The organism is Serratia sp. 14-2641 (assembly GCF_001692375.1).
Taxonomy (GTDB): domain Bacteria; phylum Pseudomonadota; class Gammaproteobacteria; order Enterobacterales; family Enterobacteriaceae; genus Chania; species Chania fonticola_C.
In genome coordinates, this window is record NZ_LXKR01000041.1 from 13,556 (window position 1) to 37,707 (window position 24,152).

The window sequence follows — 24,152 nt, forward strand, 5'->3', positions numbered from 1 at the left end:
TTTATCTTACTCGAATAACCTACGGTGCAGCGCAATAACCGCGCCATCAGCGACGTCGCTTGGTAGCAGGAAGCAAAGATTATCATTGGATGCGCCATGGAAAATCATGCGCACGGCATGCTCATCCAGGTCCATAAATGTATCCCGGCATACTCCCGCGCCACGATGGAGTTGGTTGCCAATCAGCGTGATCAAGGCCAGCCCGGTTTCAATCTCGACCCGGCAATGAGAAGAGAGTGCCGTAAGCAGCGCGGTGGTCAGGGTGTGATCTTCTCCCGAAGTGGATCCCGTGGAATTCAGGGCCAGCGCTATGCAACTCTCGGAGCTGGTAACCAGATCCATATCAACCTGATGTTCTGCCAGAATCGCGAACATTTCGGCAAAGAATGTGTATGCCGGTTGCGCATGCTGGCTGTGCAATCTCAACAACGTCTGTTTGCGACGAACGGCAATGGCGCGATAAAGTGGCGGATCCTCCGTCTCGCGGCGAACCAGCGTTCCACCGGCAGCGGTATTTTTGCTGGAACCGACAAAGACCGGGATGTTTTTCCGCATCGCGGGTAACAGGGTCGCCGGATGGAGCACTTTTGCACCAAAAGCAGCCATGTCGCTGGCTTCGGAAAAGGAGAGATGGTCGATACGCCTGGCCTGCGCCACAATGCGCGGATCGGTGGTGTAGATCCCGGCCACATCAGTCCAGATATCGACACGTGCCGCCTGTAATGCTTCCCCAAGCAGGGAGGCGGTGTAGTCGCTGCCGCCCCGGCCCAGCGTGGTGGTATGCCCTGCGTCATCACTGCCGATAAAACCCTGGGTGATAACAATTGCCTGCTCGATACGCGGCTGCAGATGGGCTTCTGCCTGATCTTTCACAAGGCTGATATTGGGTTCGGCGCAACCGTAAAAGTTGTTGGTTCGAATGACTTTACGGGCATCAAACCATTCTGCTTGCGCTTTACGCTCACGAAGTACTTCAGCAAATAACAGGCTCGACATCAGCTCGCCATGGCTGACCAGTTCATCACTCAGCGCAGTGGAAGGCGTTGCCAATGCCATCTCGGCAAGACGGGCAATATTTTCAAGGAGTTGGTCGATTTCCTTGCCAATGACCAATGGCGCTTTCAGGCGGGAAATAATGTTGTACTGGATAGTGCGAAGGGTATCAATTTTATCCATACGGTCACGACTTTCCAGCCCTTCAGAAAGTTCGACTAATAGATTGGTGACTCCCGCGGAGGCAGACAACACGACCAAACGAACCTGGTCATCAGCAAGAACAATACCGGCACTGCGATTCATCGAGTCAAAGTCAGCAACGCTGGTGCCGCCAAACTTGGCAACGACGAATTGTGGATAAATGCGTGTCATAGCAATCTCATATCAGGGCGCCATAAAAAATGGCTAGAAAATTTTCATTCTCGGCATAAGGGAAGCTCGCTTCGCCTTACGAAATGTCCGCCCGCGAACATTTCTGATGACAACCCAGGAAAGCCTCCTGTTGTCGATAACGTGAATTGCCTCTTACGCGTTACCGGTGTGATGCGCATTAATTATTTATTTACGGATAGTAAAAATAAGCGCGCCATAGTAAGTGATTTATCTTAATGGATCGACATTTTTATTTTATTTGGCAATAAATCAGTGAAAAAGAATGCCTTACAGGCCAGAACCTAACATCATTAACGGTAAAATCGTGTAACAAAAGAATAAAACCATATCAAATCGGTGGTTTTCATGATGTTGTATCCATTCTGGGCATTCGTAACGCCTTACACGACATTGGTAACAAAATTTAATGCACACTGAAAGTTAAGTCATTGTTATGCATAAGCTTTAATGGGGTAATTGCATGATGAAACAAATGATTGAGTACACCATTAAAATAATATATATTGGCCGCGTTTTTACAGGCAATCCCCTTAACCTTTTACTCAACCCGGCGTTAATAATACCCGAGGTTGTGGGAGTGATATGATGACGGATAAAGTCCGTATTGATACTTTAAGTGCTCGTTCATTACCACAAAGCAATGATACCTTTTTAGCAAGACAGGCCGAGTTTGAGTCTAACGTCAGAAGCTATCCACGAAAACTGCCATTGGCGATAGCCAAAGCGCAGGGCGTTTGGATTACTGATGTTGAAAATAATCAATATCTTGATTGTCTTGCAGGCGCCGGGACTCTGGCGCTGGGTCATAATCATCCTGACGTGCTTCAAAGCATTCAAAGTGTCATCAGCAGCGGCTTACCGTTACATACGCTGGACCTTACCACACCTCTGAAAGATGAATTTTCCTCTTATTTACTCTCTTTATTACCGGGCCAGGGCAAAGAGTATTGCCTGCAATTCACCGGTCCTTCTGGCGCTGATGCGGTTGAAGCCGCGCTCAAACTGGCCAAAAAAGTAACTGGCCGTTCAAGCATCATCAGTTTCTCCGGCGGCTACCACGGTATGACGCACGGCGCGCTCTCCGTAACCGGTAACCTGTCACCAAAAGAAGCCGTCAGCAATATGATGCCGGAAGTGCAGTTTATGCCTTATCCTCATCAGTACCGCTGCCCACTGGGTATCGGTGGCGACGCAGGCGTTAAAGCGCTGACGTACTACTTCGATAACTTGATCAACGACGTGGAAAGCGGCGTACGCAAACCAGCGGCGGTGATCCTCGAAGCGGTGCAGGGCGAGGGCGGCGTGAACCCGGCTCCGGCCGAGTGGCTGCAGCGCATCCGTAAAGTCACGCAAGACCATGGCATTCTGCTGATCATCGACGAAGTCCAAGCTGGTTTTGCACGCACCGGTAAGCTGTTCGCATTTGAACACGCAGGCATCGAGCCAGACATCATCGTTATGTCTAAAGCTGTCGGTGGCGGTCTGCCGTTGGCCGTACTGGGTATCAAAAAACAGTTTGATGCATGGGCGCCAGGCCACCATACCGGAACATTCCGCGGTAACCAGCTGGCAATGGCCACCGGCCTGACCACGCTTAAGATCCTTAAAGACAACGCCATTGCGGATAAAGTTGCCGCCCAGGGCGAGTGGCTGAAAGGCAAACTGGCCGAACTGCAAAAGCGTTACCCGGTCATCGGGCACGTACGCGGTCTGGGTCTGATGATCGGCATTGAAATCGTGAAGCCTAACGAAGCGCAGGATCACATGGGATGCTACCCGGCGGACGGTGAACTTTCTGCATTGCTGCAGAAAAAATGCTTCGAATCTGGTCTGATTCTGGAGCGGGGCGGCCGTCATGGTTGCGTACTGCGCCTGTTGCCGTCACTGCTGATCACCGACGCTGAGCTGGAAATTTTCCTCGATAAATTTGAAAACGCCTTGCTGGCCACTGGCATGGAGCCGGTTTAATCGGAGTTAACGATCGTGTCTGATAACAACCCAATTCTCTCCGGTTCGGCGCAAAGTATCGCCGCCTATCAGGATGCCATTGAGCAGAGCAGCAAAGCCGTTATCGAATGGCTAAAGCAGCCAGAAATGTATCAGGGGAAAACCGTCGACCAGTTGCGCGAGCGCATCCAGTTGAACTTTACCTCTCAGGGCCTGGGTAACCAGGCCGCCATTGAGCGTGCAGTTGAGTATTTCCTCAAGGACAGCCTCTCTGTACATCACGCACAATGTGTGGCACATCTACACTGCCCGAGCCTGGTGATAAGCCAGGCTGCAGAGGTGCTGATCAATGCTACTAACCAGAGCATGGACTCCTGGGATCAAAGCCCATCAGCGACTATCATTGAGATCAAACTCATCGAGTGGCTGCGTGAGCAGATAGGATACAGCGCCGGTGATGCCGGCGTGTTCACCAGTGGCGGCACCCAAAGTAACCTTATGGGGCTGATGCTGGCGCGTGATGCTTTCTTCGCGCGTCAGGGGCACTCCGTTCAGCAGCATGGATTAACGGGCGATCTGAGTAAAATCAAAGTGTTTTGCTCCGAAAGCGCACACTTCTCCGTGCAAAAAAACATGGCGTTGATGGGGTTGGGCTACCAGTCAGTGACCCAGGTGAAAACCGATGCGTTCTCGCGTATGGATATCGCTGACCTGAAAACCAAACTGGCGCAGGCAAAAGCCAACGGTGAGCAGGTGATGGCGATTGTGGCCACCGCCGGTACGACTGATGCAGGTGCAATTGATCCGTTAGAGGATATCACCGCGCTGGCCGCGCAGGAAAATATCTGGGTTCACGTTGATGCCGCATGGGGCGGAGCGCTGCTGCTTTCTGAGAAGTATCGCCACTACCTGAACGGCCTGGAATCTGCAGACTCCGTGACACTGGATTTCCACAAGCAGTTCTTCCAGACCATCAGCTGTGGTGCATTCCTGCTGAAAGACGCACACCATTACGAGTTGATGCGTTATCAGGCGGCGTACCTAAACTCTGATTTTGACGAAGAGCACGGCGTACCGAATCTGGTGTCAAAATCACTGCAAACCACACGTCGTTTTGATGCTCTGAAACTGTGGATGGGCCTTGAAGCGTTGGGTAAAAAGCAGTACGCCGAAATCATTGATAACGGCGTTACGTTGTCACAGAAAGTTGCTGAATATGTCTCTGCACAACCACATCTGGAACTTGTTATGCAGCCACAGTTGGCAAGCGTACTGTTCCGTTTCTGCCCGAAAAGCGTCGATCGCGCATTTATCGCGCTGTTGAACCAGCGTATCGGCGATGTTCTGTTGGCATCAGGTAGCGCCAACGTTGGGGTAACGGAAGCAGATGGCGTAACCTGTCTGAAGCTAACGCTGCTGAACCCAACGGTTTGTCTGGAGGACGTAAAAGTCCTGTTGGCAAGCGTGAAAGAGACGGCTGAAAAATTGCTCAACGCGTAATCCTTTAGTAGCCGAATCTGCGTCGAGTTGCTAGTCAATTCGGCGCAGTCAAAATGCTTCTTCTGGTGAAATCTGTTGGGTAATGACAGCCATTAGTTCTCAGATTTCACGTAGCGCGATCAAAAAAGGAGGGCGTTTTGAACGATATTGCACAGCTTTTGCCAGTAATCCAATCACTGGAGGTTCAACTCCATCAGTCGGCAACGCGCAACGATGCTAATCTCGTCGACGAGTTGCTGCATGACGATTTTGAGGAGATCGGCTGTTCCGGGCTGCGCTATGACAGACACCAAACCATTGCGGCGCTAAAGTTGGAAAGCGGCCAGCCACAGATTTTTGCCCAAGAGTTCAAACTGGTGAAGATTGCCGATGGTGCCGTATTGTTGAGGTATAAAAGTTTTCAACGTGATGCGGATGGCAGCATTGTTCGCCGTGCTGAGCGTTCTTCGATCTGGTTGCAATCGTCACAAGAGAGCGGAGGCTATTGGCAGATGCGTTTTCATCAAGGAACACAGATCGAGGATTGAAGCCGACTGTGTATCAACTCGAACAATCACTACTCATGAACCAACTTCTATAAAACCAAGCAATCAAAGCGTGAAGGTGAGGTGAGATAAACCTAGCGGGATAACCAGGTGCGTAAATGCCAATTCAATTTAACATAATATACATTATACGTACCAAGGTGACGGTACGTAGAATCTGGCTATCTACTACTGTCACTGGTCTTCATGGCCCTGGTCAAAAACTCACGTGGCCAGTCAACCCCATGCTCTAACCTGATTTTTCACTACCAAATCTCATCCAAGGCAATCCGCTGATACAACCGACAAAGCTTGTTCTTCATTTTTAGTTGGCTGGCAAGGATCGAACAAAGTCGAGAGCTGAGTCTACCAGTTTCCGGCATAGTACATTATCCCAAAAAGTTGACGGTCCTGCTCGCACCCATCCCTGGATTTTACGACCACGCGAAATCATTGGAACAATGTCTGGTTGTTCGAATGTCCAACTGTCTCGACCTTTCCCAAGCCTGACCAACATCCCATCATCACGAGCCGCAAAGATAAGCTTTCCATCAAGAAGCCTAGCCAACAAAAACACAACTTTCTCTGCCAGAGCATTTAGAGTCTCAAAATCTTCTCGTAAGATTTCTTCCAGCCCTTGATCGCGTGCCATGAGATCTCCTTGTTCTTTGTATCATCACCCAACTGCCAATATGGTGATCTAGCAATTTTCACGTTGACACTATGGCCAAATAGATACCTAAAACCAACCTGTTGATCATTTTTACCTCATCAACAGGTCAAAACCCCCTGCTTTACTGATCGCGCTACGTGAAATCTGAAATGATATGGCTACACGAACCCGTGCAGATTTCACCAAAATGTATGGTCGTATCACCTTGGCAAATGACTGATATCCCCTGATAGTTCATCCCTCGGCTCATACCCTGCGAACCTCCTTGTAAGCCTCTTCCATGACAATACTCCATGTTTTATTATGGGTTGTATCCGGAACCAGACTAAACGCTCTACGACAAACTGTCAAAATTTGACCATTCTGAAGATGCAAGGAGACAGCATCATGTTTAACGTCAACATCACGAAATTGGCGCCAATGCGTATCATCGGCCTGCCACACACGGGGACTTACGGGGAGATCAATCGGACCTTCACTGAGCTATACCAACTGGTGACGAGCCGCCAGCTTTTTCGTCCCGGCATACTGGGTGTTGCTATTTATTACGACGATCCTGACGTGACGCCGGTCGAAAAACTGCGTGCTTTTGCTGCCATTTCTGCCCCTACGGATGTCACAGCCGAAACGCCCCTCGTCGAGCAATTCACCCCGGGCGGCGATCATGCTGTTCTAGTTTTCCAAGGGCCGTATGTTGGACTGCACGATGCATATAAATGGTTGTTCGAGACGTGGTTGCTGGAGTCTGGACGTACAATGGGAAATGCCCCTCCTTACGAGGTCTATCTCAACGATCCTTCCAACACGTCACCACCTGACCTATTAACTGAAATCCGCGTGCCACTTGCCGAGGCTTGACAGAGTTACAAACATGCAATGTCGTCAACAAAGTTACTTTGCTTACCACCAGTACACGAAGATCTGCCCCGCCATTATTGATAACAGGCAGGTAAACACCTGCCTTAGCCTTCATTAAAACCTCTTGAAATTCGTTACGGTGCTACAGACTTACCATCGACGGTCACATTTCTGATCGCGTTGAAATGCCAAGGTGCATCTCCACGTAATTGGCCAAAAGTCACGTGGTCAAACTGGCTGTCTTCTAAATCGCTGATGGCAGTTGGGGGAACATTATTGAAATGCACATTGTTGAAGCGAATCTGTCGGTGCCAGGCATTCTTTTCACTATTCCCTTTGATTTCGATTGCTGGCTTATCGCCCAATGTTCCCTGTACCGTGACGTTCTGTACGAGGAAATTATAAAATTGAGCCGGTTTTTTCGCCGCAGGGTAATCAATCTTGGCGTTAGGATCTGAATAATTCAACGTCAGGATCACCGGCTGGCGGAGGATATCCTTCATGGCATTATTGCGGAATGTGATGTTACGAGCACCACCGCCGATATCCGTGGTGCTCTTGGCGCGCAAACCGACATCGGTAAGGTAGATAACGTTGTTTTCCGCCAGAATATCCTCAATCCAAGCTCCGGTGTGGCTGCCCGTCACCACAGCGCCATGCCCCCGGCGCAGATAGTTGTTGAATAACCAAGCCCCTTTCATTGAAGGTTGCTCACGCGCTTTTTCCCCGGTTCCTGCCGCGAAGTTAATACAGTCATCACCCGTATCAAAGAAGTTATTCATGACTATCACATTCTGGCTGTTACCAAACTCAATACCATCGCCATTGTTAGCATCAAAGGTTTGATGAACCAGGTTATTAGCTGTCACATTGTGATTCTCCAACAGCATAACGCCGTGGAAAGCCGGATTGCGTGCTGTGAAATCGGCCAAATACACATTCTCAACGCCACGCAATGTCACCAGGCTAGATCGACGCTGCCCGTAAGCGATTTGTAACGGCACACCTTCGGCCACCGCTTTGGCGACCTGATGCTTAGCCAAGATGCCATCTTTATGGACTTCACTGTTTCTACTGGAAATATACTGTGGCAGACGGTTTCCCACTTCATCGACAATCTCAGCGGTTTTCTGGCGTAACCAGCCATTGCCGTCAATCACTCCTGGCCCAACAATGCGTATATTGCGGAAAGTTCCCGGCTCTACGTGTTCTGAATCGATGGCATTAAGCAAAGATGCTGGCCGCATTTCGGTAGAATAGCTATACAACCGGTAAGCTGGCGGGTAATCAGCAGGGTCATCAGAACCCAGCAAGGTAGAACCCGCTTGCAGGTTAAGCGTCATATCACTTTTCAACCATAGCGCCCCGGTTTTATAAACTCCCGCAGGAACATCAAGCCGGCAGCCAGGTTGGCAAGCATCAATCGCCCGTTGAATCGCTTTAGTATTTAACGTGCTGCTATCCCCTATAGCGCCAAAATCCGTGATATTGACCACGGTCGGTAACGGGGTGGTTTTTATCGTGACGCTTTGACTCGCGTCTGATAGCGAACCATCGGCATAGAGCGCTTTGACGGTAAACGAATACTGACTCTCGGGCTTTAAATCTGTTACTTTGAAATTCTGGATCACAATCCGCTGCGAAAAATTATCTTTGTCATTCGCATAAAAATGATTGATGTAAGGCTTGGCAGGTGAAAACCGATCGTTGTTTTCACTGGCTTTACCCAACAGTTTCCCTTCTGAATAAACCAGATAGTCAGCTATATCTCCGGTATCTTCTGGCGCTTTCCACACCAACATCAGGCTACTGTCATCAGCCGACAGAGCTGGGACATGCAATTGCTGCGGTGCTTGTTTATTTAGTGGAGCTGCAGACACCTGCGGAGTGGTTGCAATCAAACTGGTTGCCATAAGCAGAATCATAGTCTTAATCGTTATATAGGAAGGAGAGAGCTGTATTCTCATGGGGATCCCTTATCACTGGAAGAACAGTCAAGGTCGCTGTACCCAAAAGAATTGCAAGTTGCAGGCAAACAACAGCTGAACGGCAAACCGCCCCGCCGGCTCAGTTTAGACAGCGTCGGCACCAACAGAGCAAGGCAAACAAAACCCGCAGATTGAAAGGCTATTAGGTATACAGCACATTGAATACTAACCCTTTTACGGTTCAATTTAAATAAAAGAAACGATGTTTTACTAAAATAGATACCCCGGTTTATTGTTTTGTGACAAGTGTCAAAAATGGATCACATAGCGCGAGTCCCCTCATCGCCAAAAACCTAGTGCCTGACACAATCCATGAATACCCGCGGGAATTTCTGGTTTCTCAAATCCCAATTTTGCAGAATATCAATATTCAAATTGTGTTCGCGCTGAAAAGCCAAGTATTAATGTTGAGAAATATTGAAGTGGCATTCAGCTCTGGAATGCCACTGTGCGTCCCTATCGATACCCGCTAGCTACTTCAACGCCAGTTCGGATCCTTCATTACCGAATAGCGACCACTGCCAAGGAAGGCGATGGCCAGCCCGGCAAAGAAATACACCGCCATATCTTCTGCTCCCCAGGCCCCAACCTTCGTCAGCATCAGCGCCTTGCCGGGATCGATCAGCAGGTAAGCCGCCAGCATGGTAAATGAAAACACCAACGCCGCCGGGCGGGTAAAAATCCCCAAAATAATCAACAGTGGTGCCACTAACTCGCCGAGGAAAACGCCGTAACCGATAAATCCTGGCAGCCCATGTTGAGTCAGCAATCCCTGGATATAATCGATACCGCCGATCAGTTTATGCCACCCATGGAATATCATCATAATGCTGAACGCCAAACGCAGGATCAGCTTGCCCAGATCCGGACGATCCATGACACGATTAAACCAATTCACCATGTTGCACCCATTGAAAGTTAATGATAATCGCAATCAATCTAATCCTAAGTTGCATTTTTACAACGAAATTCGTAGTAAACCTTGATCTAACACATTAAATAAACTTTCATAAGAACCGACGCCATCTGCATGCCTGCCTCTTTAGATCGCGGCGTTATAGTAAGCATAGAAAGAATTATCTTTCTATCTATAGGAGCTAAATGTTAATAATTAGCATTTTATGCTGGCATTGTTTTTTTTACAGCGAAACATCTCGCAATCATGGGAATTATATATCATTAAATACTTTATTAATGCTTAAGCTTGCGGAATATGGCCTCTCATACCATATTTATTACACTCTGAAGAATGTGGTGGATTAAGTGAAATAAAAAACTTAACCATGTACTTTACACGTAACATTCTGAATGAGCTTTTATTTTAATGGGATACCACGCGCCTGCGCAATGCTGGCACGCTCTGTGTATTTCATTTTATTTAGCATAGCAATTCACCGCTAATATAATTAGCCCGGGAAGTAAACGTTGTGAGCCTCACGTAACTGTTCGCCACCAGCGGTGGTCTCGCTTGCGCGCGGCACACACTATTCGTTCCAATTCAAAAGGTTAAAATGAATTAAATTACCGTTATTGTTATTACAATAGCGCACTTTTTAGTGCGCTTAAAAAACAAAAAATCATGAACATCCACGTTACTGGAGGCTCAGGGATTAATTCGTCCAATTAATCCACAGCAATAAATAACACGACTAATGCACCTGTTTTATTGATTTTTCCCGGTGGCAGTAATAGGCCGCCATAATAAAAACCTATACAGGCAGCACCTTATGAGCGATGAACAACTTGCATCCGATGCGGCACTACAGCAATTTATCGATCTTTCCCGTTTATTAACCGGTTTTGACCGTTTTGAGTTACTCGGTACTGGCCAAGCAGCCTTTTATTATGACTGGGTACAAACGCACGCGGCAGAACGTTTTGCCACATTGTTGGCGACCTACGGCGAACTTCCGGAAGATGCTGCACAGCACTCGTCCTTTGTAGAAACCCAACTGCTGGGTTCTGAAAAGTTGTCAACGTTGGTGAGCAGCATTATCAAGCTGTGGTACCTAGGCCAGTGGTATTCGCCAGACAACCCGAATGATACCCAGATCCCCAGTGCTAACAGCTATCAACAGGGCTTGGTGTGGGATGCGATTCATGCCCATCCACAGGGTGCCAAACAACAAGGCTTTGGTGCCTGGTCTGAACCGCCAGTAACCCCATCCACAGTGGTGAAACTATGAATATCATCACTCTTGAACAAGCAGAGACAACCGAGTACGACGTGGTGATCGTAGGTGGTGGGATCTCCGGCGCCATCGTTGCCAAAACCCTGACGCAAGCGGGAAAACGCTGCCTGATTGTCGAGGCCGGTACCGGCCTTGGGACGGATTACCAAGGCTATCTGGATTACCTCAACACCTTTTATACCGCCACCATCAAAATCCCCAATGCTCCCTACCCTGATAATCCCAATGCCCGCGAGCCGCTGGAAACCGATGTTACCAAAACACCGAACGACCAAGGTTACTTTGTCCAGCGAGGGCCGCTGCCATTCAGTTCGACCTACACCCGCTATCTGGGGGGCACCACCCTGCACTGGCTCGGAACCTCGCTGCGTATGCTACCAGAGGATTTTCGCCTGAAGTCGCTGTATGGCGTGGGCATTGATTGGCCGATCGATTATCAGGAGCTGGAACCGTGGTACCGCAAGGCTGAGTTGGAGCTCGGGGTTTCCGCCAATGTGGAAGAACAGTCCTATCTTGGTGTCACCTTCCCGCCTGATTACGTCTACCCAATGCACGGTCTGCCTGCAAGTTGGAGTGACAAACAGCTGGCCAGCCGCATTGATGGCATGCAGGTGGATGATGACGGCAAATCTTACACACTGAAAGTGCGCGGAACGCCCGCCTCACGCAATAGCGTTCCCAATAGTGCTTACGATCAGGGCCGGGGCTATACCCCAAAAGGTGCCGTGGGTAACGACAAAGTGGGCCTCCGCTGCATGGGTAACTCCAGTTGCGTACCTATCTGCCCAATTCAGGCCAAATATAATGCACTGAAAACGCTGAACACCGCCAATCACGAAAAGCTCGATATCGTGTTGCAGAGCGTGGCATTCCAATTGGATATCGACCCACATAGTAAGGCGATCAACGGCGTTCAGTTAAAACACTATCGCTATCCGGGAGATAATTCCTACAGCCTGCATACGGTGCGGGGCAAACGCTATGTGCTCGCCGCCCACGCTGTCGCCAACGCGGTGCTATTACTGGCCTCCGGTGCCTGTAAAGGCAACGATCTGGTTGGCCGCCATCTGATGGATCACCCGGAGTTGCTGACATGGGGCCTAACCAAGAAAACGCCATTGTGGCCGCTACGTGGCCCATTAGCGACCTCCGGCATCGAGGATCTCCGCGGTGGCAGCTTCCGTAAACACCATGCACCGTATCGATTCGAAATGGGCAACGACGGTTGGCTGTGGCCAGCTCAGGCACCGTCGAAGGATGTGATCACTCTGGTGGACAAGGAACAACTGTACGGTAAAGAGTTACGTGAAAGGCTCAAAGACCAGGTTTCACGTCAATTCCGCTTCGGCATCCTGGTGGAACAGCTACCGGAGTACGATAACCGCGTCACCATCGATCCAAATTATCTAGACATAATGGGTAACTACCGCCCGGTTATTCACTACGATTTATCGCCCTATACCCGAGCCGGTTTCGCCAGCGCTTACGATATGTCGATGAAAATCTTCGACCAGGCCGATATCAAGAACTACTCGTCCTACTCAAAAGATGATGCTGGAGCCTTCGTCTGCCCAGACGGCAGAACCCTCACCTTTAACGGTGCCGGGCATTTTGCCGGAACCCACTGCATGGGCGTTTCACCAGAAAGCTCCGTGGTGAATAAGGACCAGCGTACCTGGGAGCACCCCAACCTCTATCTGGTGGGCTGCGGCAACATGATCAACATGGGTACCTCAAACCCAACGCTAACCATGTCGGCGCTCACCTGTTGGGCTGCGCATAACATCCTCCAGGATCTGAACGGGGGGCATCATGCGGCAGATTGATTGGCAGCAAGCCACCGCCCAACCCTATGATGCGGTGATCGTAGGTTCAGGATTTGCCGGTTGCATCATGGCCAAGCAGTTGACCCGCGCTGGCCGCCGGGTGCTGATCGTCGAAGCCGGGACGGGCAACGACAGCTTTGGCCAGCACCTGGATCATGTGCAAACCTTTATGCAGGCGGTGGCAAAAACACCTAACGCGCCCTATCCCAACTCGCCCAACGCACCACAGCCAGAAGTGACTGACGTTGAACCCATCACGCCCGGTAAACCTTCGCACAAAGGGTATTTCGTGCAGATGGGCCCCTATCCCTTCGAAAGTAACTATACCCGTCGGCTGGGTGGCACTTCGCTGCACTGGTTCGGCAGTTGTCCACGGATGCTGCCTGAGGATTTTGCCATGGCCACGCTGTTTGGCCGCGGCGTAGACTGGCCGCTGAGCTATGAAGAATTACTGCCGTATTATCAACGCGCTGAACTGGAAATTGGGGTTTCCGCCGACGTGCAGGATCAGCAATACCACGGCATCTATTTTGCACCAGGCTATCAGTACCCGATGCAAAAAATCCCGCAAAGCTATCTGGATCGCTGGATGATCGCCGGATTGGCACAGGCCGAATTACCCGGTACAGCAGACAAAGCCCAGATCCGCTCTATCCCGCAAGGCAGAAACAGCGTGCCCAATGCAGGTTATACCCCGCGTGGTGCGGTGGGTAATCCGGCCGTGGGTCGTCGCTGTATGGGCAACTCCAGCTGTATTCCTATCTGCCCGATCCAGGCTCGTTACAACGCGTTAAAAACCCTGGTGGAAACGGATGCCGATTTGCTGATCCAGGCGGTTGCCTCTCGTCTGCATATCTCGCCAGAGACGGGGCAAATCAGCGCGTTGGACTGCAAGGTGTGGAAGAACGACAGCAGCCATGACTTTGAGCCGATCACCTTACACAGCGAGCTGTTTATTCTGGCCGCCAATGCCATCGAAAACGCCGTGTTATTACAGGCATCACAGGCCTGTCAGTCCAGCGGAGAGCTGGGGCGCAACCTGATGGATCACCCCGCCATTCTGTCTTGGGGATTAGCGCCGGAAGCGATAGGTGCATTTCGTGGACCGGGTTTGACGTCAACGCTGGTGAACTACCGGGGGGGCGAGTTTCGCCGCGATCGCGCCGCATTTGTGCTGGAGATCGGCAACTGGGGCTGGAGCTGGCCACGCAACGAACCGGTGGACAGCACGATGGATATGGTGGATGACGAGCGATTGTATGGCAAGGCGTTACGCCAGCGGCTTGGGCAGGTGCTACCCCGGCAAATCCGCCTGGATATGATGACCGAACAGCTGCCGGATGCCGCCAATCGCGTCACCATCGACGATCGCTGGCGTGATCCGCTCGGCAATTACCGGCCAGTGATCCACTACAACGTGGACGGCTACAGCCAGGGCGGCATGGCGTTTGGCCGCGAAGTGGCCAGCAGCCTGTTCAGCCAACTGGGGATCAAGGATTTCACCCACTACCCGTCGGACAACCCCGGTTATTTCACCTGGCAAGGTAACGGTTACATCTGGGCAGGCGTTGGCCATGTGGCCGGCACCCACCGGATGGGAACACGGCCAGAAAACTCGGTAGTCAACCGGCACCAGCAAAGCTGGGATCACCCCAACCTTTACGTTATTGGCTGCGGCAGCATGCCAACGCTGGGCACCTCAAACCCCACGCTCACCATGACGGCCCTGACCTTCGCCACTGCCGACCACATACTCGGACGGAAACATTGATATGAACATGACCGCAAAAGCCAAGACCTTCCAGCTTGCTGAAACCTCGTTTGCCCAACTCGGCTATGTGCAGTTTGCCGACGAAAAAAGCCTGGCGCAGGATCTGACCGAACTGCGCGATCTGCTGCTGAACGCTATGCAACTGGAACATGCCACCATTCCCCCCTATCTGACGATGCTCTATACCCTGGATGACGACGTGGACTGGCGCATCATCGAAACCCTGCGTTCGGTGGTGGTTGAAGAGATGCTGCACTTCACCCTGACGGCCAACCTGCTCAACGCCATCGGCGGTACGCCCGCGGTCGATTCGCCCGACTTCCTGCCCAGTTATCCCGCACGTCTGCCTTACGATATTGATGATATTGAAGTGAATCTGTACGGTTTCTCCAAAAACGGCATCTTCCAGGGCATGGTGATCGAGCATCCGAAAGATGTCCGCCCGCGCGCCATCGCCAATGAAGTCCCCAGCGATATGACCATCGGTGAGTTTTATCTTTACGTTGAATCGCGCCTGCGGGCAGCGGTGGAAACCCATGGAGAACGGGCGATTTTCTGCGGCGATCCACAGCGCCAGATCCCACCGGATGTTTTCTACTATGGCGGTGGGGGTAACGTACTGAAAGTGAGCGATCTGAAGTCCGCGATAGCCGCCATGAAACTGATTACCGATCAGGGTGAAGGCACAGAAAACGATATCTGGGTCGTGGATGAAGATGAGTTGGCCCACTATTTCCGTTTTAGCCAGATCTACAATGAACGGCTGTATCAAAAAGGCGATACCGTGGCCAGTGGCCCTACCGGCGAGCCGTTCCCGGTGCCGTGGGGTAAAAGCGTGCTGATCGACAGCAACGCCAAGGTCAGCGATTATCCACCCGGAGAAGTTCGTGACGCCATCATCCGGTTTAACCAGCGTTACTGTCAGTTGCTCGGCGACCTGCAGGCGGCATTTACCGGTGCCCCAGACAAGTTGATGGCCGCCGTGGTGGCGATGTGCGCGTTGCGGGATGACTTCCGGGCCATCACCGCCAACCCTTTCCCCGGCAAGGAATTATTCCACTGCGCCCCCACGTTTGAGTACAGCGTGGCTAACCGCCAGCCGCTGGGTAAACAGGTGTTGATGGCTGCTCCGGCCACCGCAGCGTTAACCGCAACCGACAGTGTAGATGCCAGTGCCAGTGCCAGTGCCAGCAATGAGGCCACCCTGGATCAGCTGCAGCAAGCCTATTCCACCGGTAACCTGCAGTTGGCACTCTCCTGCATGAGTGACGAGGTGATCTGGGATATCTCCGGCCCCAGCGAATGCCCCTATCTGGGGGTGTTCTACGGCCACGAAGGGTTTACCCGTTTTTGGACGCTGCTCGGTGCAACGGTGAATTTTGGCAGCGCGGGCGTTGAGAAATCCTTCTTCAGCGGCGATCAGGCAATGTCCTACGGGGGCGAACAAGGCACGACCAAATGCGGCCGCGTGCCCTATCGCTACGACTGGGCGATCCGTTATCAATTCAATGAACAGCATCAAATCACCCTGATGCGTCAGTACTTCAACCCACTGAACATTCTTTCGGCGCTGAAAGCCGCGCCTTATCCGGTACCGGCGGCTTGCCCACACTCGGCCAAACCTCAATCCCAACAACAGTAGGAACCACGCACATGTCTAATCAGCAAAATGATTTACCCAGCATCCCGTCGCCGTTCACCATGCCGTTCTACTACGCCTCACTGACCAACGTTGGCGTGTATTATCTGGTGCCGTTGAGCCGAGTGGAACCTTATTTGCAGGGAACCGGGCTTAGCCCGGCACGGTTTGGCGATAAGGCGATGGTGAGCTTTAACTTCCAATTGTACGCTGGGCAATTTGCCTCTGGCCTCAATACCCCGCCAGAGCAATGGAGCAGCAGCGGTGCAGCAATCACCCAGGAGCTGGAGCTCAACATTGTTGCCTATCCCGAGCACCGTAAAGACCAGTTGGCACCGATTGGCTATGAGGAATTTATTCAAGACGGCGATCAAACCAAGCTGTACGGTAACCATCGCGTCTGGGTGCCTTGCGATGCCCCTATCGCCATCGCCGCCGGTGAGCAGCTGTTTGGCGAGCCTAAATTCCAGACCACCTTCAAGGTCAATTTGGCCTCACAAAATCCGGTGCGGACCAACTCTGCAGTCTATCAACCCGAGTGGGTAGAAACCTGGGGCTTCCGGGTGGACGATCCAAAGGATGCCAACACCGCGATATTCACCTGCATCGTCAACACCTTGGGCATCAAGTCAATCCCGGGCAACATCTCGCCAATTACCGAATACGGCGTTCACGATAACAAACTGATCGGTTGCCGCTGGAACATCCTGCAGGCGATGGATACCTATTTCCTCAATGGCGGCCACGCTGAGGCGGTAAAACTGGTGCTGGGTACCAGCAGCCACCCCATGCGTAAAGATCTGGAGCAGTTGATCGGCGGTTGCGACCCTGTGGCAGTGCAAACCCTCAACTCAGCCCCGGCAGCCATTCAAAGCCGCGCCTATTACCCATAGCCGTTTGCCCCGCCGCCAGTTCGGGGCGGGGATGATTTTTCGCATGCCACGTTCCGGGAGCCAACTATGAGTGAAGTCGACAATATCTATTTTTCCCGCTTTGCCCAGATCAAGGGGCAGTCTTTTGACTATATCGTGATTGGTGGCGGTGCCTATGGCACCAGCTTTACCCACCGGGTGCTGCAACATAATCCTCAGGCCAGAATTCTGGTGCTGGAGAAAGGCAACTATCTGATCCCCGACCATATTCAGAACATTCCACCGGCCTACATCAAACTCAACACCAGCGTAGGTATCCGACCATGGACGTACCATGGCTCTGCCGATATGAAACTCAGCCTTAACTTTATGCCGCAGATCCCTTATGTGGGCGGTCGCGCGCTGTTTTGGAACGCCTGGACACCGCAACCCGATAGCAGCGAAATGCCGGACTGGCCACCGCAGGCGATCGAGCGCCTGGATAATCAGTGGTATCCCACCGGCGAATTTATGGGGCGGCGCTACTCCCTGGAGATCCCCGGCAATCGCAACCAGTCACTGAATCGCTTTATGGGTGAGCGCCTGTTCTCGCAATTGGCCAATATCAGTGGAGCCAAACCGCAGCCAAGCCCGAGCGCGTTGGACTCAGCCATGGCAACTGGCCAGGGAGTGGCACCAGAGGATTGGGCCAAGTTCTCGCCCATTTCGGTACTGGTGAATGATGTGCAGGCTTACGCCTCACTCAAGGTGGTGGTCAATGCCGAAGTGGAGCAACTGATTGCAGAAGGTGACGTTGTCACCGAAATCATCACTAAAGACGGATCACTGCGCGTCGGCAACGCCAAAGTGATTTTGGCCTGTAATACCCTGGAAGCCGGTTTTATCCTTACCAAGTCTTTCCCTGACGATAAACTGGTGGGAAAAAACCTGTGCGGTCATATCCGTTCCTGGCTGGCCGCCCGTATCCCCGCCAGCAGCCTGCCGGTATTAACCAACCAGTTGCAAACCGTGGCCTATTACCTGCCCGGTATCGATAAAACCACCAACCGCCTGATGCACACCCACATCAGCGTGGTCCATAACCCACAACCGGCGGAAAGCTACGACGTGTTGTACCGCATCCTGCCAGATGCTTCTTCACCAGAAGCCGTTGCCACCTATCAGGATCCTGACTACGTGGTGATCATGCTGCATTCCATGGGGGAGTTCCTCGGGGAACGCTCGGTAAACTCGTGGAATTACGTCACGACCAACCCGCTGGGTGAGGCCGAAGTGTATATCCAGATGAAGGAAACCGACCGTCAATTCTGGGATGCGATGGATAAAACCACCTATGACGTGATGTACGCCCTTGCTGGAGATGCCCCACTTGAGTACCAGCACAATAACCCGGACGGCAGCTTTACCTGGGAAAAATCGCCGCCGGACAATATCCGCAATCAGGGGTTAGTGCACGAGGCGGGCACCCTGTGGATGGGCGACGATCCTGCAACCTCGGTCACCGCCCTCAACGGTCAGATGCACCGTTACCCGAACGTTTATGGCCTGGGCAGCATGTTATTCCCCCGCCCTGGCTCATGGAACCCAACGCTGACCGGCGTAGCCCAATCATTCGCCCTGGCCGATGAACTCAGTGGCCCACATCAGGATCAAAATCAATGAAGCGACGTAAACTGAAAATTGATGTGCAGAAAGTCCCCAAATCGTACCGCGCCTATCTGGAACTGTTGGCCAGCAAGGGGGAAGTGGTGGCGATCCCCGATGAGGTGGATTGGTATCTGGAGATCGGCGCCATTCTGCGCCACGCCTGCGAAACGGAAAGCCCAATGCCGCTGTTTAGCAAGGTGAAGGGCGCCCCCGGTTTTCGGGCGGCAGAAATGGGCCCGACGGTCAGCCGCGTACCGGGCAAGCGCTGGCAGCGTCTGGCGCTGATGCTAGGTTTACCGGACGATGCTCAGTTGCTGGAGATCCAGGATGCCTTTCTGGATGCCATCGGTCAGGAGCCGCATCCGCCAGTGATGGTTGACCCGGCCACGGCCCCATGTAAACAAAACAAATGGGTGGGCGATCAGGTTGATATGACCAAAATCCCGGCTCCTATCCTGCACGACGGCGACGGCGGCCGTTATTTCCAGACAGCCGGAGCCATCATGGTGCGAACTCCACCGGGGGAACCTGTACCTGAAGACGCCTACACGGTAGATAAGGACGCCTGGACCAATTGGTCTTTCAGCCGGGCGATGATCGCCGGTTCACGGCCGCAGAATAACCCAACGCCAAAACCGCCTCACGCCAGTTCGGTCGGCGTACCACACGGTAATGGCCCGCATTATTCGAAGAACAATATTGTCGGCCTGTGGCTGCCTTTCCAACATAACGGCATGATCTACAATATGTGGACTGCCCAGGGGAAAGACTGCCCGTTCGTGATCGCCCTTGGAGTGCCTCCGGCGGTTACCATGTTGCTGTCTGCCGCACCGCCAGCCTGGCATGATGAATACAACTATGCTTCAGCGTTCCTTGGCCACGGCATTGAGATGGTGAAAGCGGAAACCTGCGATGTGTTGGTACCAGCCGAATGTGAAATCATCATTGAAGGCTATGTCAGCGCGGATAAATCCGTGGCTGAAGGCCCGTTTGGCGAGTTCCCAGGCTACCTTTCCAACCAGTCCAGCCTGAAACCCTTGGCTAAAATCACCTGCGTCACCTTCCGCGATGAGGCTATCTTGCCGATCTGCATACCGGGTATTCCGATCGACTCTACGCTGATGCTCGGCTGCTTCTGTTTATCTGCCACCGCCAGGGTGTATTTTGAAAAGTCCGGTCTGCCGATCATCGACTGTTTCAGCCCGTTGGAGGCCTCTTCGCATTGGCTGGTGATCCGGGTCCGTGACGACTGGCATAAAATCACCGGTATGACGGTCAAAGCCTTTATCGACAAGATTGCCGAAGTGTTCTGGACCAACCATATTGGTAAAACCACCGCCAAGCTGATCATCGTGGGAGAAGATATTCCCCCTGATGACAGCAACAAAGTGACTTGGGCATTAGCGACGCGCAATAACCCGGTGCAAGGCGTGTTTCACTATCCGCAGTACGACTCCGACGGTACCGGGTTACAGATTTACCTGGATGTGGCCACCAAACTGCGCGGGCGCGGCGGCCTGGTGGCGTACAGTTGCTTGCAGATCCAACAGCAGGTCAACCAACCGTTGGAACAGGTATTGAGTTTTGCCACCAATTATCCGCTGCCGTTGCAGGAGAAAATCAAAAGCAAATGGTCTGAGTGGGGATTTGATCGCTAAAAAACATCCCCGCACCGCCAAATCGGTGCGGGGATCGCTATGGTAAGTAGACTTACTGCACCACACACTTGGCAGCCACTTTTGGGTAATCCTGCATGGTGGCTACGTTGGCCGGTAAACGGTACTGCAGTGAGCAACGCTGATTGGCTCCCTGCCCCCATTTCACCATCAGCCGCCCCTCAGGTGCCAAACCGCGCGTAAAGATCAGGTCACCCTGGCCGACCATCGCCAGATAGTTTCCCTTGTCATCCAGCACTTCTGAACCCAACGGGATCGGTTTCCCATCCGAACGGGTAGCCTGCAACATCACCGGCGCGCCGGTCTCAGTCTCGTATTTCAGCATCGTGATAGCCCCGGCGCTGGGAGCAACCTGCTGAGAACTACCCTGGATCTCCACGTTCTGCGAAGTCCCTTTCGGATCGAGCGCGATTTCGTTCTGGCGGTACGGCATCAGCCCGGAGACTACCCCGAAACCGTTACCCTGCACTGCTGCACCGACGTTGCTGCTGATGGTTGCCCCTTGCGCACCTTTGGCCTCTACCACTGCCATGGTTTCCCCCTGATACTGCGTAAAATTGACGCCCCCCGGGTGCGCGACCACGCTGCCGCTCAGCCCCAGATTCAACTGTCGAGCGCTATTGCCAGTGCTTGCCCCGCCGCTCATCACCGCATACGGTGAGCTGTACTGTACGTTGCCGCCCAGCGAGTTGGCGCTGTGGCTGTCGGCCCGGTTGTTGCTACCAAACGCGTTGTAGTTCAGCTGGTTATTTTCACCCGCCGTACCGCTCAAGGTAGTTTGCGCAGTGGTATTCTTACTGTCGCTGTAATTCAGTGACGTCGTCAGCATCGGCGCACGAGACTGGCTACCCAGTGGGATGCTGACGCTGGCCAGATATTGTGTATCCGACTTGCCCGCCGAGCCGAGGGTCCGGCTGACACCGACGTTGAAGTTACCCCAGCCATAGCTATTCCCGTACCCAGCCTGGAACGTGGTGCTGGTGCCCCCACCGTTATGCCAGTAGTTCTGCGCCGAACCGCTGAAGAACAGGCTACCGTACCCATCGGCCAACGGCTGGTTGACGTTCAGTTGATAACGGTTACGTGGCCGAGAGGTCTCAGAAATATCACCAGCCAGACCGGGCAGGCTCCCCGCCTCGTTAAACGTGGGCGTCTCACTACTGCGCGCCCGGGCAAAATCACCGAAACTCAGATAGCCGTCGCTCGAAAAACGGTAGGCCGCCAGGGTAAAGTTGGTGCGCGTTTCGGGCAGCAGTTTGCTGTAGGTCGCCCGATAACTCTGCCCCTGCATATGCTCATCGATCCCGGTAGCACTGTTCTTCAGGCCGCTAGCGCGTGATTGTGTGATATCCATTGCCACCGCACCTAAACCGGTGTTCAAAGCCAATCCGCCCTGCAACGACTGGTACTTGTCGGCCAGAATGCCGCCCGTGTAGGCAGTCACCAGGTTCGATATCCCCTGCTGCCAGGTGCCCAGTAAAAAGCTGGGGAGAGTATCGAGCGTACTGTCGCGGTATTGCCCCATCGACAGGTTGAAACGTGAAATCCCCGGCCGCAGCATTTGTGGCACCGCAGCATAGGCCACGGTAAAGCTGCGGGTCTGGCCGTCGGTTTCGGTAATGGTCACCAGCAGGTCGCCGGAGAAACCGGTGCTGTGGAGATCGTCGATAGCAAACGGGCCGGGCGGCACGCTGGTCTCATGGACCACGTTGTTACCCTGGCGGACGGTGACTTTGGCGTTAGAATTGGCAATCCCACGGATCACCGGCGCAAAGCCGTTCTCGGTATCGGGGTTCATGCGGGTATCACTGGTCAACTGCACGCCGGTGAACGGCACGCTGTCAAACTGGTCACCCGGTGTGAAGTATTGCCCCACCGAGAACTGCGCCCGCAGCGGCGCGATCGAACGCTGAGCGTAGCTACTGATAGCCTGATAGTGACCGGAATTGTTGCTCCCCTCCGTCCGGGTAAAACTACTGTTATGACGTAACCGCCAGGCGCCCAGATTAATCCCACTGTTAAAACCACCGAAATACTGGGTGGTATTGCCCGCATCCCGGTTTTCAGTGTGGAAAGCGTTGAGGTTATAGCCAACAAAACCGGCGGTGACGCCATGATCCCAGAGTTCAGATGCCACAACGCCACGACGTGAACCGATAAAGGCTTGGGGTACGGTGATCTCCAGCATCAGCTCACCGGTATTGGCATTTAACTTGAAACCGGGAATGAATTTCTCGGCGTCAAAACATTTCTCGTTCTTCAGCGCCTGTTGGGCCAATGCCGCGTCAGGGAGTTTGCTGGCATCCAGTCCCCATTGCAGTACCTGCTCAGGGGTAAAACAATAGTTCACCCCCGCCTCGGGGACGGTATGGGTCACCGCGATCTCTTGGCGGCCCACCCACAGCTCATTGACGTAAACATCAAAGCGATAATGGCCAGGGGTCAAGTTGTTGCCTTTGCTGAAGCGAGAGAGTTCGGCCGCCTGGCCGCTGAGCCCGCGGAAAAAACCGGGGTCAAACTCTGCCAACTCCGAAGGATCCTGGTCTGTGGCATGGGCAGCCGTACTTACCGCCATCGCTAACAGGCTGGTCACAAAGATCTGACGAGTCTGGCGAGGAGTAAATGCGTTTAAGAAGCCAGCAAACATGACTATTTCTCCGGAGTTGGGTGATTTTGAGAGGGGTAACACAGTGAGCAAATTCATTTTTTAAGGGCACCCGATTGTGGATGCCCTTAAAAAATCAGGGATACCGTGACTACCAGTATCCCTAGGGGGATTAGTTGTAGTTCATTGAGAGTTCAACGTGTGAGACCACCTGGCCAGCAGATGCACCACCATCCTTGGAGTAATATTGTGCGAAGAACTTCAAGGTCCCTTCTTCACCTACGATTGGAGTGGTTACGGTGTCTGACGCCAGGTTGAGCGCGGTACCTGCTGCATCCAGCAACTGAACTTCTACGTTAGTAGCAGCGTTGGTTGAGGCCAGGTTTTTCATGTTGCCTTCGGCGCTGATGTTCGGGCCGTTTTCGAAAGTGGCGGTTGCACCGGTGGTGCCCACATCACAGCCAGTCAGTTCGAAGGTCACTGGCACACGGCCAGCCCATGAACCTGCACCGGTCAGGGCAGACTTGGACAGAGTTGGCAGAGTGACGTTCTTGACCGCTGGGCTGCTGGCGCCATTGATCAGGCAAGTGCTTTCAGTCAGTTCACCGGTGATGTTGATCTGTGCATCGTAGGCAAAAGCGTTGCTTGCCAGACCAGCCAGGATCAGAGTTGCCAGGGTAGTTTTGATAGAGATTGCTTTCATGTTTTATATTCCTTGGTTTTACTAGAGTGTATTCAGCACAACAAATAGTTTGCTGTTAGTTAAAATTAAATTATCGATGGCTAATGCTATCGAATCATGATTTCTAAAGAACCCTGAGCGGGTTTATTTTAGAGATAATAATATATTGACAGATTGCTGATGAAAATAAATAAGGATATCCTTATTTATATTTACCTCGGTGCCACTTGATGGTCAAAATAGCGCCAGACAACAATAGCAATAGAAGTATAAACAAAAATTAAACAGGAAATCCTTAATTCAATCAACGTCAATAAAAACAAAAAATAACAATAAACTCAATTCTGTCTCTTATACACATCT

The 24,152-nt window shown here is 52.4% G+C and carries 17 protein-coding genes; 11 read left to right on the forward strand and 6 right to left on the reverse strand.

Translation table 11 applies throughout. From position 1 onward, the window contains the following. Positions 1-6 precede the first annotated feature (6 nt). Positions 7-1,368 (reverse strand): lysine-sensitive aspartokinase 3, encoded by a 1,362-nt coding sequence (gene lysC / locus A6U95_RS14925; protein ID WP_065685016.1) that lies wholly within the window; start codon positions 1,366-1,368, stop codon positions 7-9. A gap of 603 nt (positions 1,369-1,971) precedes the next feature. Between lysC and A6U95_RS14930 the strand changes: the two genes are divergently transcribed. The 3 genes from A6U95_RS14930 to A6U95_RS14940 all read left to right on the forward strand — a co-directional run bounded on the left by A6U95_RS14930 (position 1,972) and on the right by A6U95_RS14940 (position 5,363). Then, complete coding sequence (locus tag A6U95_RS14930; RefSeq protein WP_065685017.1) at positions 1,972-3,357, forward strand: diaminobutyrate--2-oxoglutarate transaminase; 1,386 nt, start codon at positions 1,972-1,974, stop codon at positions 3,355-3,357. A 15-nt stretch (positions 3,358-3,372) separates the two neighbouring features. Further along, positions 3,373-4,836: an aspartate aminotransferase family protein gene (locus A6U95_RS14935; RefSeq protein ID WP_065685018.1), complete on the forward strand. Its 1,464-nt coding sequence runs from the start codon at positions 3,373-3,375 to the stop codon at positions 4,834-4,836. Between the two features lie 137 nt (positions 4,837-4,973). Then, positions 4,974-5,363, forward strand: a complete 390-nt coding sequence (locus tag A6U95_RS14940; RefSeq protein WP_065685019.1) for a nuclear transport factor 2 family protein — start codon at positions 4,974-4,976, stop codon at positions 5,361-5,363. A gap of 322 nt (positions 5,364-5,685) precedes the next feature. Here A6U95_RS14940 and A6U95_RS14945 read toward each other — a convergent pair whose 3' ends face one another. After that, the gene (locus A6U95_RS14945; protein WP_065685020.1) at positions 5,686-6,012 is read right to left on the reverse strand and encodes a cold-shock protein; all 327 of its coding nucleotides are present in this window, start codon (positions 6,010-6,012) and stop codon (positions 5,686-5,688) included. A 408-nt stretch (positions 6,013-6,420) separates the two neighbouring features. On the opposite strand from A6U95_RS14945, the gene A6U95_RS14950 reads away from it, so the two are divergent. Then, on the forward strand, positions 6,421-6,891 hold the full coding sequence (locus tag A6U95_RS14950) for a GyrI-like domain-containing protein (protein ID WP_065685021.1): 471 nt from the start codon (positions 6,421-6,423) through the stop codon (positions 6,889-6,891). A 134-nt stretch (positions 6,892-7,025) separates the two neighbouring features. Here the strand turns inward: A6U95_RS14950 and A6U95_RS14955 are convergent, their stop codons facing one another. Next, complete coding sequence (locus tag A6U95_RS14955; RefSeq protein WP_065685022.1) at positions 7,026-8,858, reverse strand: glycoside hydrolase family 28 protein; 1,833 nt, start codon at positions 8,856-8,858, stop codon at positions 7,026-7,028. A 499-nt stretch (positions 8,859-9,357) separates the two neighbouring features. Further along, positions 9,358-9,780 (reverse strand): DoxX family protein, encoded by a 423-nt coding sequence (locus A6U95_RS14960; protein ID WP_065685023.1) that lies wholly within the window; start codon positions 9,778-9,780, stop codon positions 9,358-9,360. A gap of 826 nt (positions 9,781-10,606) precedes the next feature. Here A6U95_RS14960 and A6U95_RS14965 point away from each other — a divergent pair. The 7 genes from A6U95_RS14965 (at position 10,607) to A6U95_RS14995 (ending at position 20,484) form a co-directional block, all read left to right on the forward strand. After that, the gene (locus A6U95_RS14965) at positions 10,607-11,065 is read left to right on the forward strand and encodes a sugar dehydrogenase complex small subunit (protein ID WP_065685024.1); all 459 of its coding nucleotides are present in this window, start codon (positions 10,607-10,609) and stop codon (positions 11,063-11,065) included. Next, the gene (locus tag A6U95_RS14970; RefSeq protein WP_065685025.1) at positions 11,062-12,897 is read left to right on the forward strand and encodes a GMC family oxidoreductase; all 1,836 of its coding nucleotides are present in this window, start codon (positions 11,062-11,064) and stop codon (positions 12,895-12,897) included. The genes A6U95_RS14965 and A6U95_RS14970 overlap by 4 nt, the downstream gene beginning before the upstream one ends. Further along, positions 12,884-14,668 carry a GMC family oxidoreductase gene (locus tag A6U95_RS14975; RefSeq protein WP_065685026.1) on the forward strand — a complete coding sequence of 595 codons (1,785 nt, stop codon included), beginning with the start codon at positions 12,884-12,886 and terminating at the stop codon, positions 14,666-14,668. Before A6U95_RS14970 ends, A6U95_RS14975 begins: the two co-directional genes overlap by 14 nt. A gap of 1 nt (position 14,669) precedes the next feature. Continuing rightward, entirely contained in the window at positions 14,670-16,310 is a 1,641-nt protein-coding gene (locus A6U95_RS14980) for a ferritin-like protein (protein WP_065685027.1), read from the forward strand. Positions 16,311-16,321: 11 nt separating this feature from the next. Further along, positions 16,322-17,200: a hypothetical protein gene (locus tag A6U95_RS14985; RefSeq protein ID WP_065685028.1), complete on the forward strand. Its 879-nt coding sequence runs from the start codon at positions 16,322-16,324 to the stop codon at positions 17,198-17,200. 66 nt (positions 17,201-17,266) lie between these two features. Continuing rightward, positions 17,267-18,841: a GMC oxidoreductase gene (locus tag A6U95_RS14990; protein ID WP_065685029.1), complete on the forward strand. Its 1,575-nt coding sequence runs from the start codon at positions 17,267-17,269 to the stop codon at positions 18,839-18,841. After that, positions 18,838-20,484 (forward strand): UbiD family decarboxylase, encoded by a 1,647-nt coding sequence (locus tag A6U95_RS14995; protein ID WP_024486704.1) that lies wholly within the window; start codon positions 18,838-18,840, stop codon positions 20,482-20,484. Before A6U95_RS14990 ends, A6U95_RS14995 begins: the two co-directional genes overlap by 4 nt. A 52-nt stretch (positions 20,485-20,536) precedes the next feature. Here A6U95_RS14995 and A6U95_RS15000 read toward each other — a convergent pair whose 3' ends face one another. Together A6U95_RS15000 and A6U95_RS15005 are read right to left on the reverse strand one after the other, a co-directional pair. After that, positions 20,537-23,149, reverse strand: a complete 2,613-nt coding sequence (locus A6U95_RS15000) for a fimbria/pilus outer membrane usher protein (RefSeq protein ID WP_241810665.1) — start codon at positions 23,147-23,149, stop codon at positions 20,537-20,539. Between the two features lie 130 nt (positions 23,150-23,279). Then, positions 23,280-23,810 carry a fimbrial protein gene (locus A6U95_RS15005; RefSeq protein WP_065685030.1) on the reverse strand — a complete coding sequence of 177 codons (531 nt, stop codon included), beginning with the start codon at positions 23,808-23,810 and terminating at the stop codon, positions 23,280-23,282. Positions 23,811-24,152: the final 342 nt, after the last annotated feature.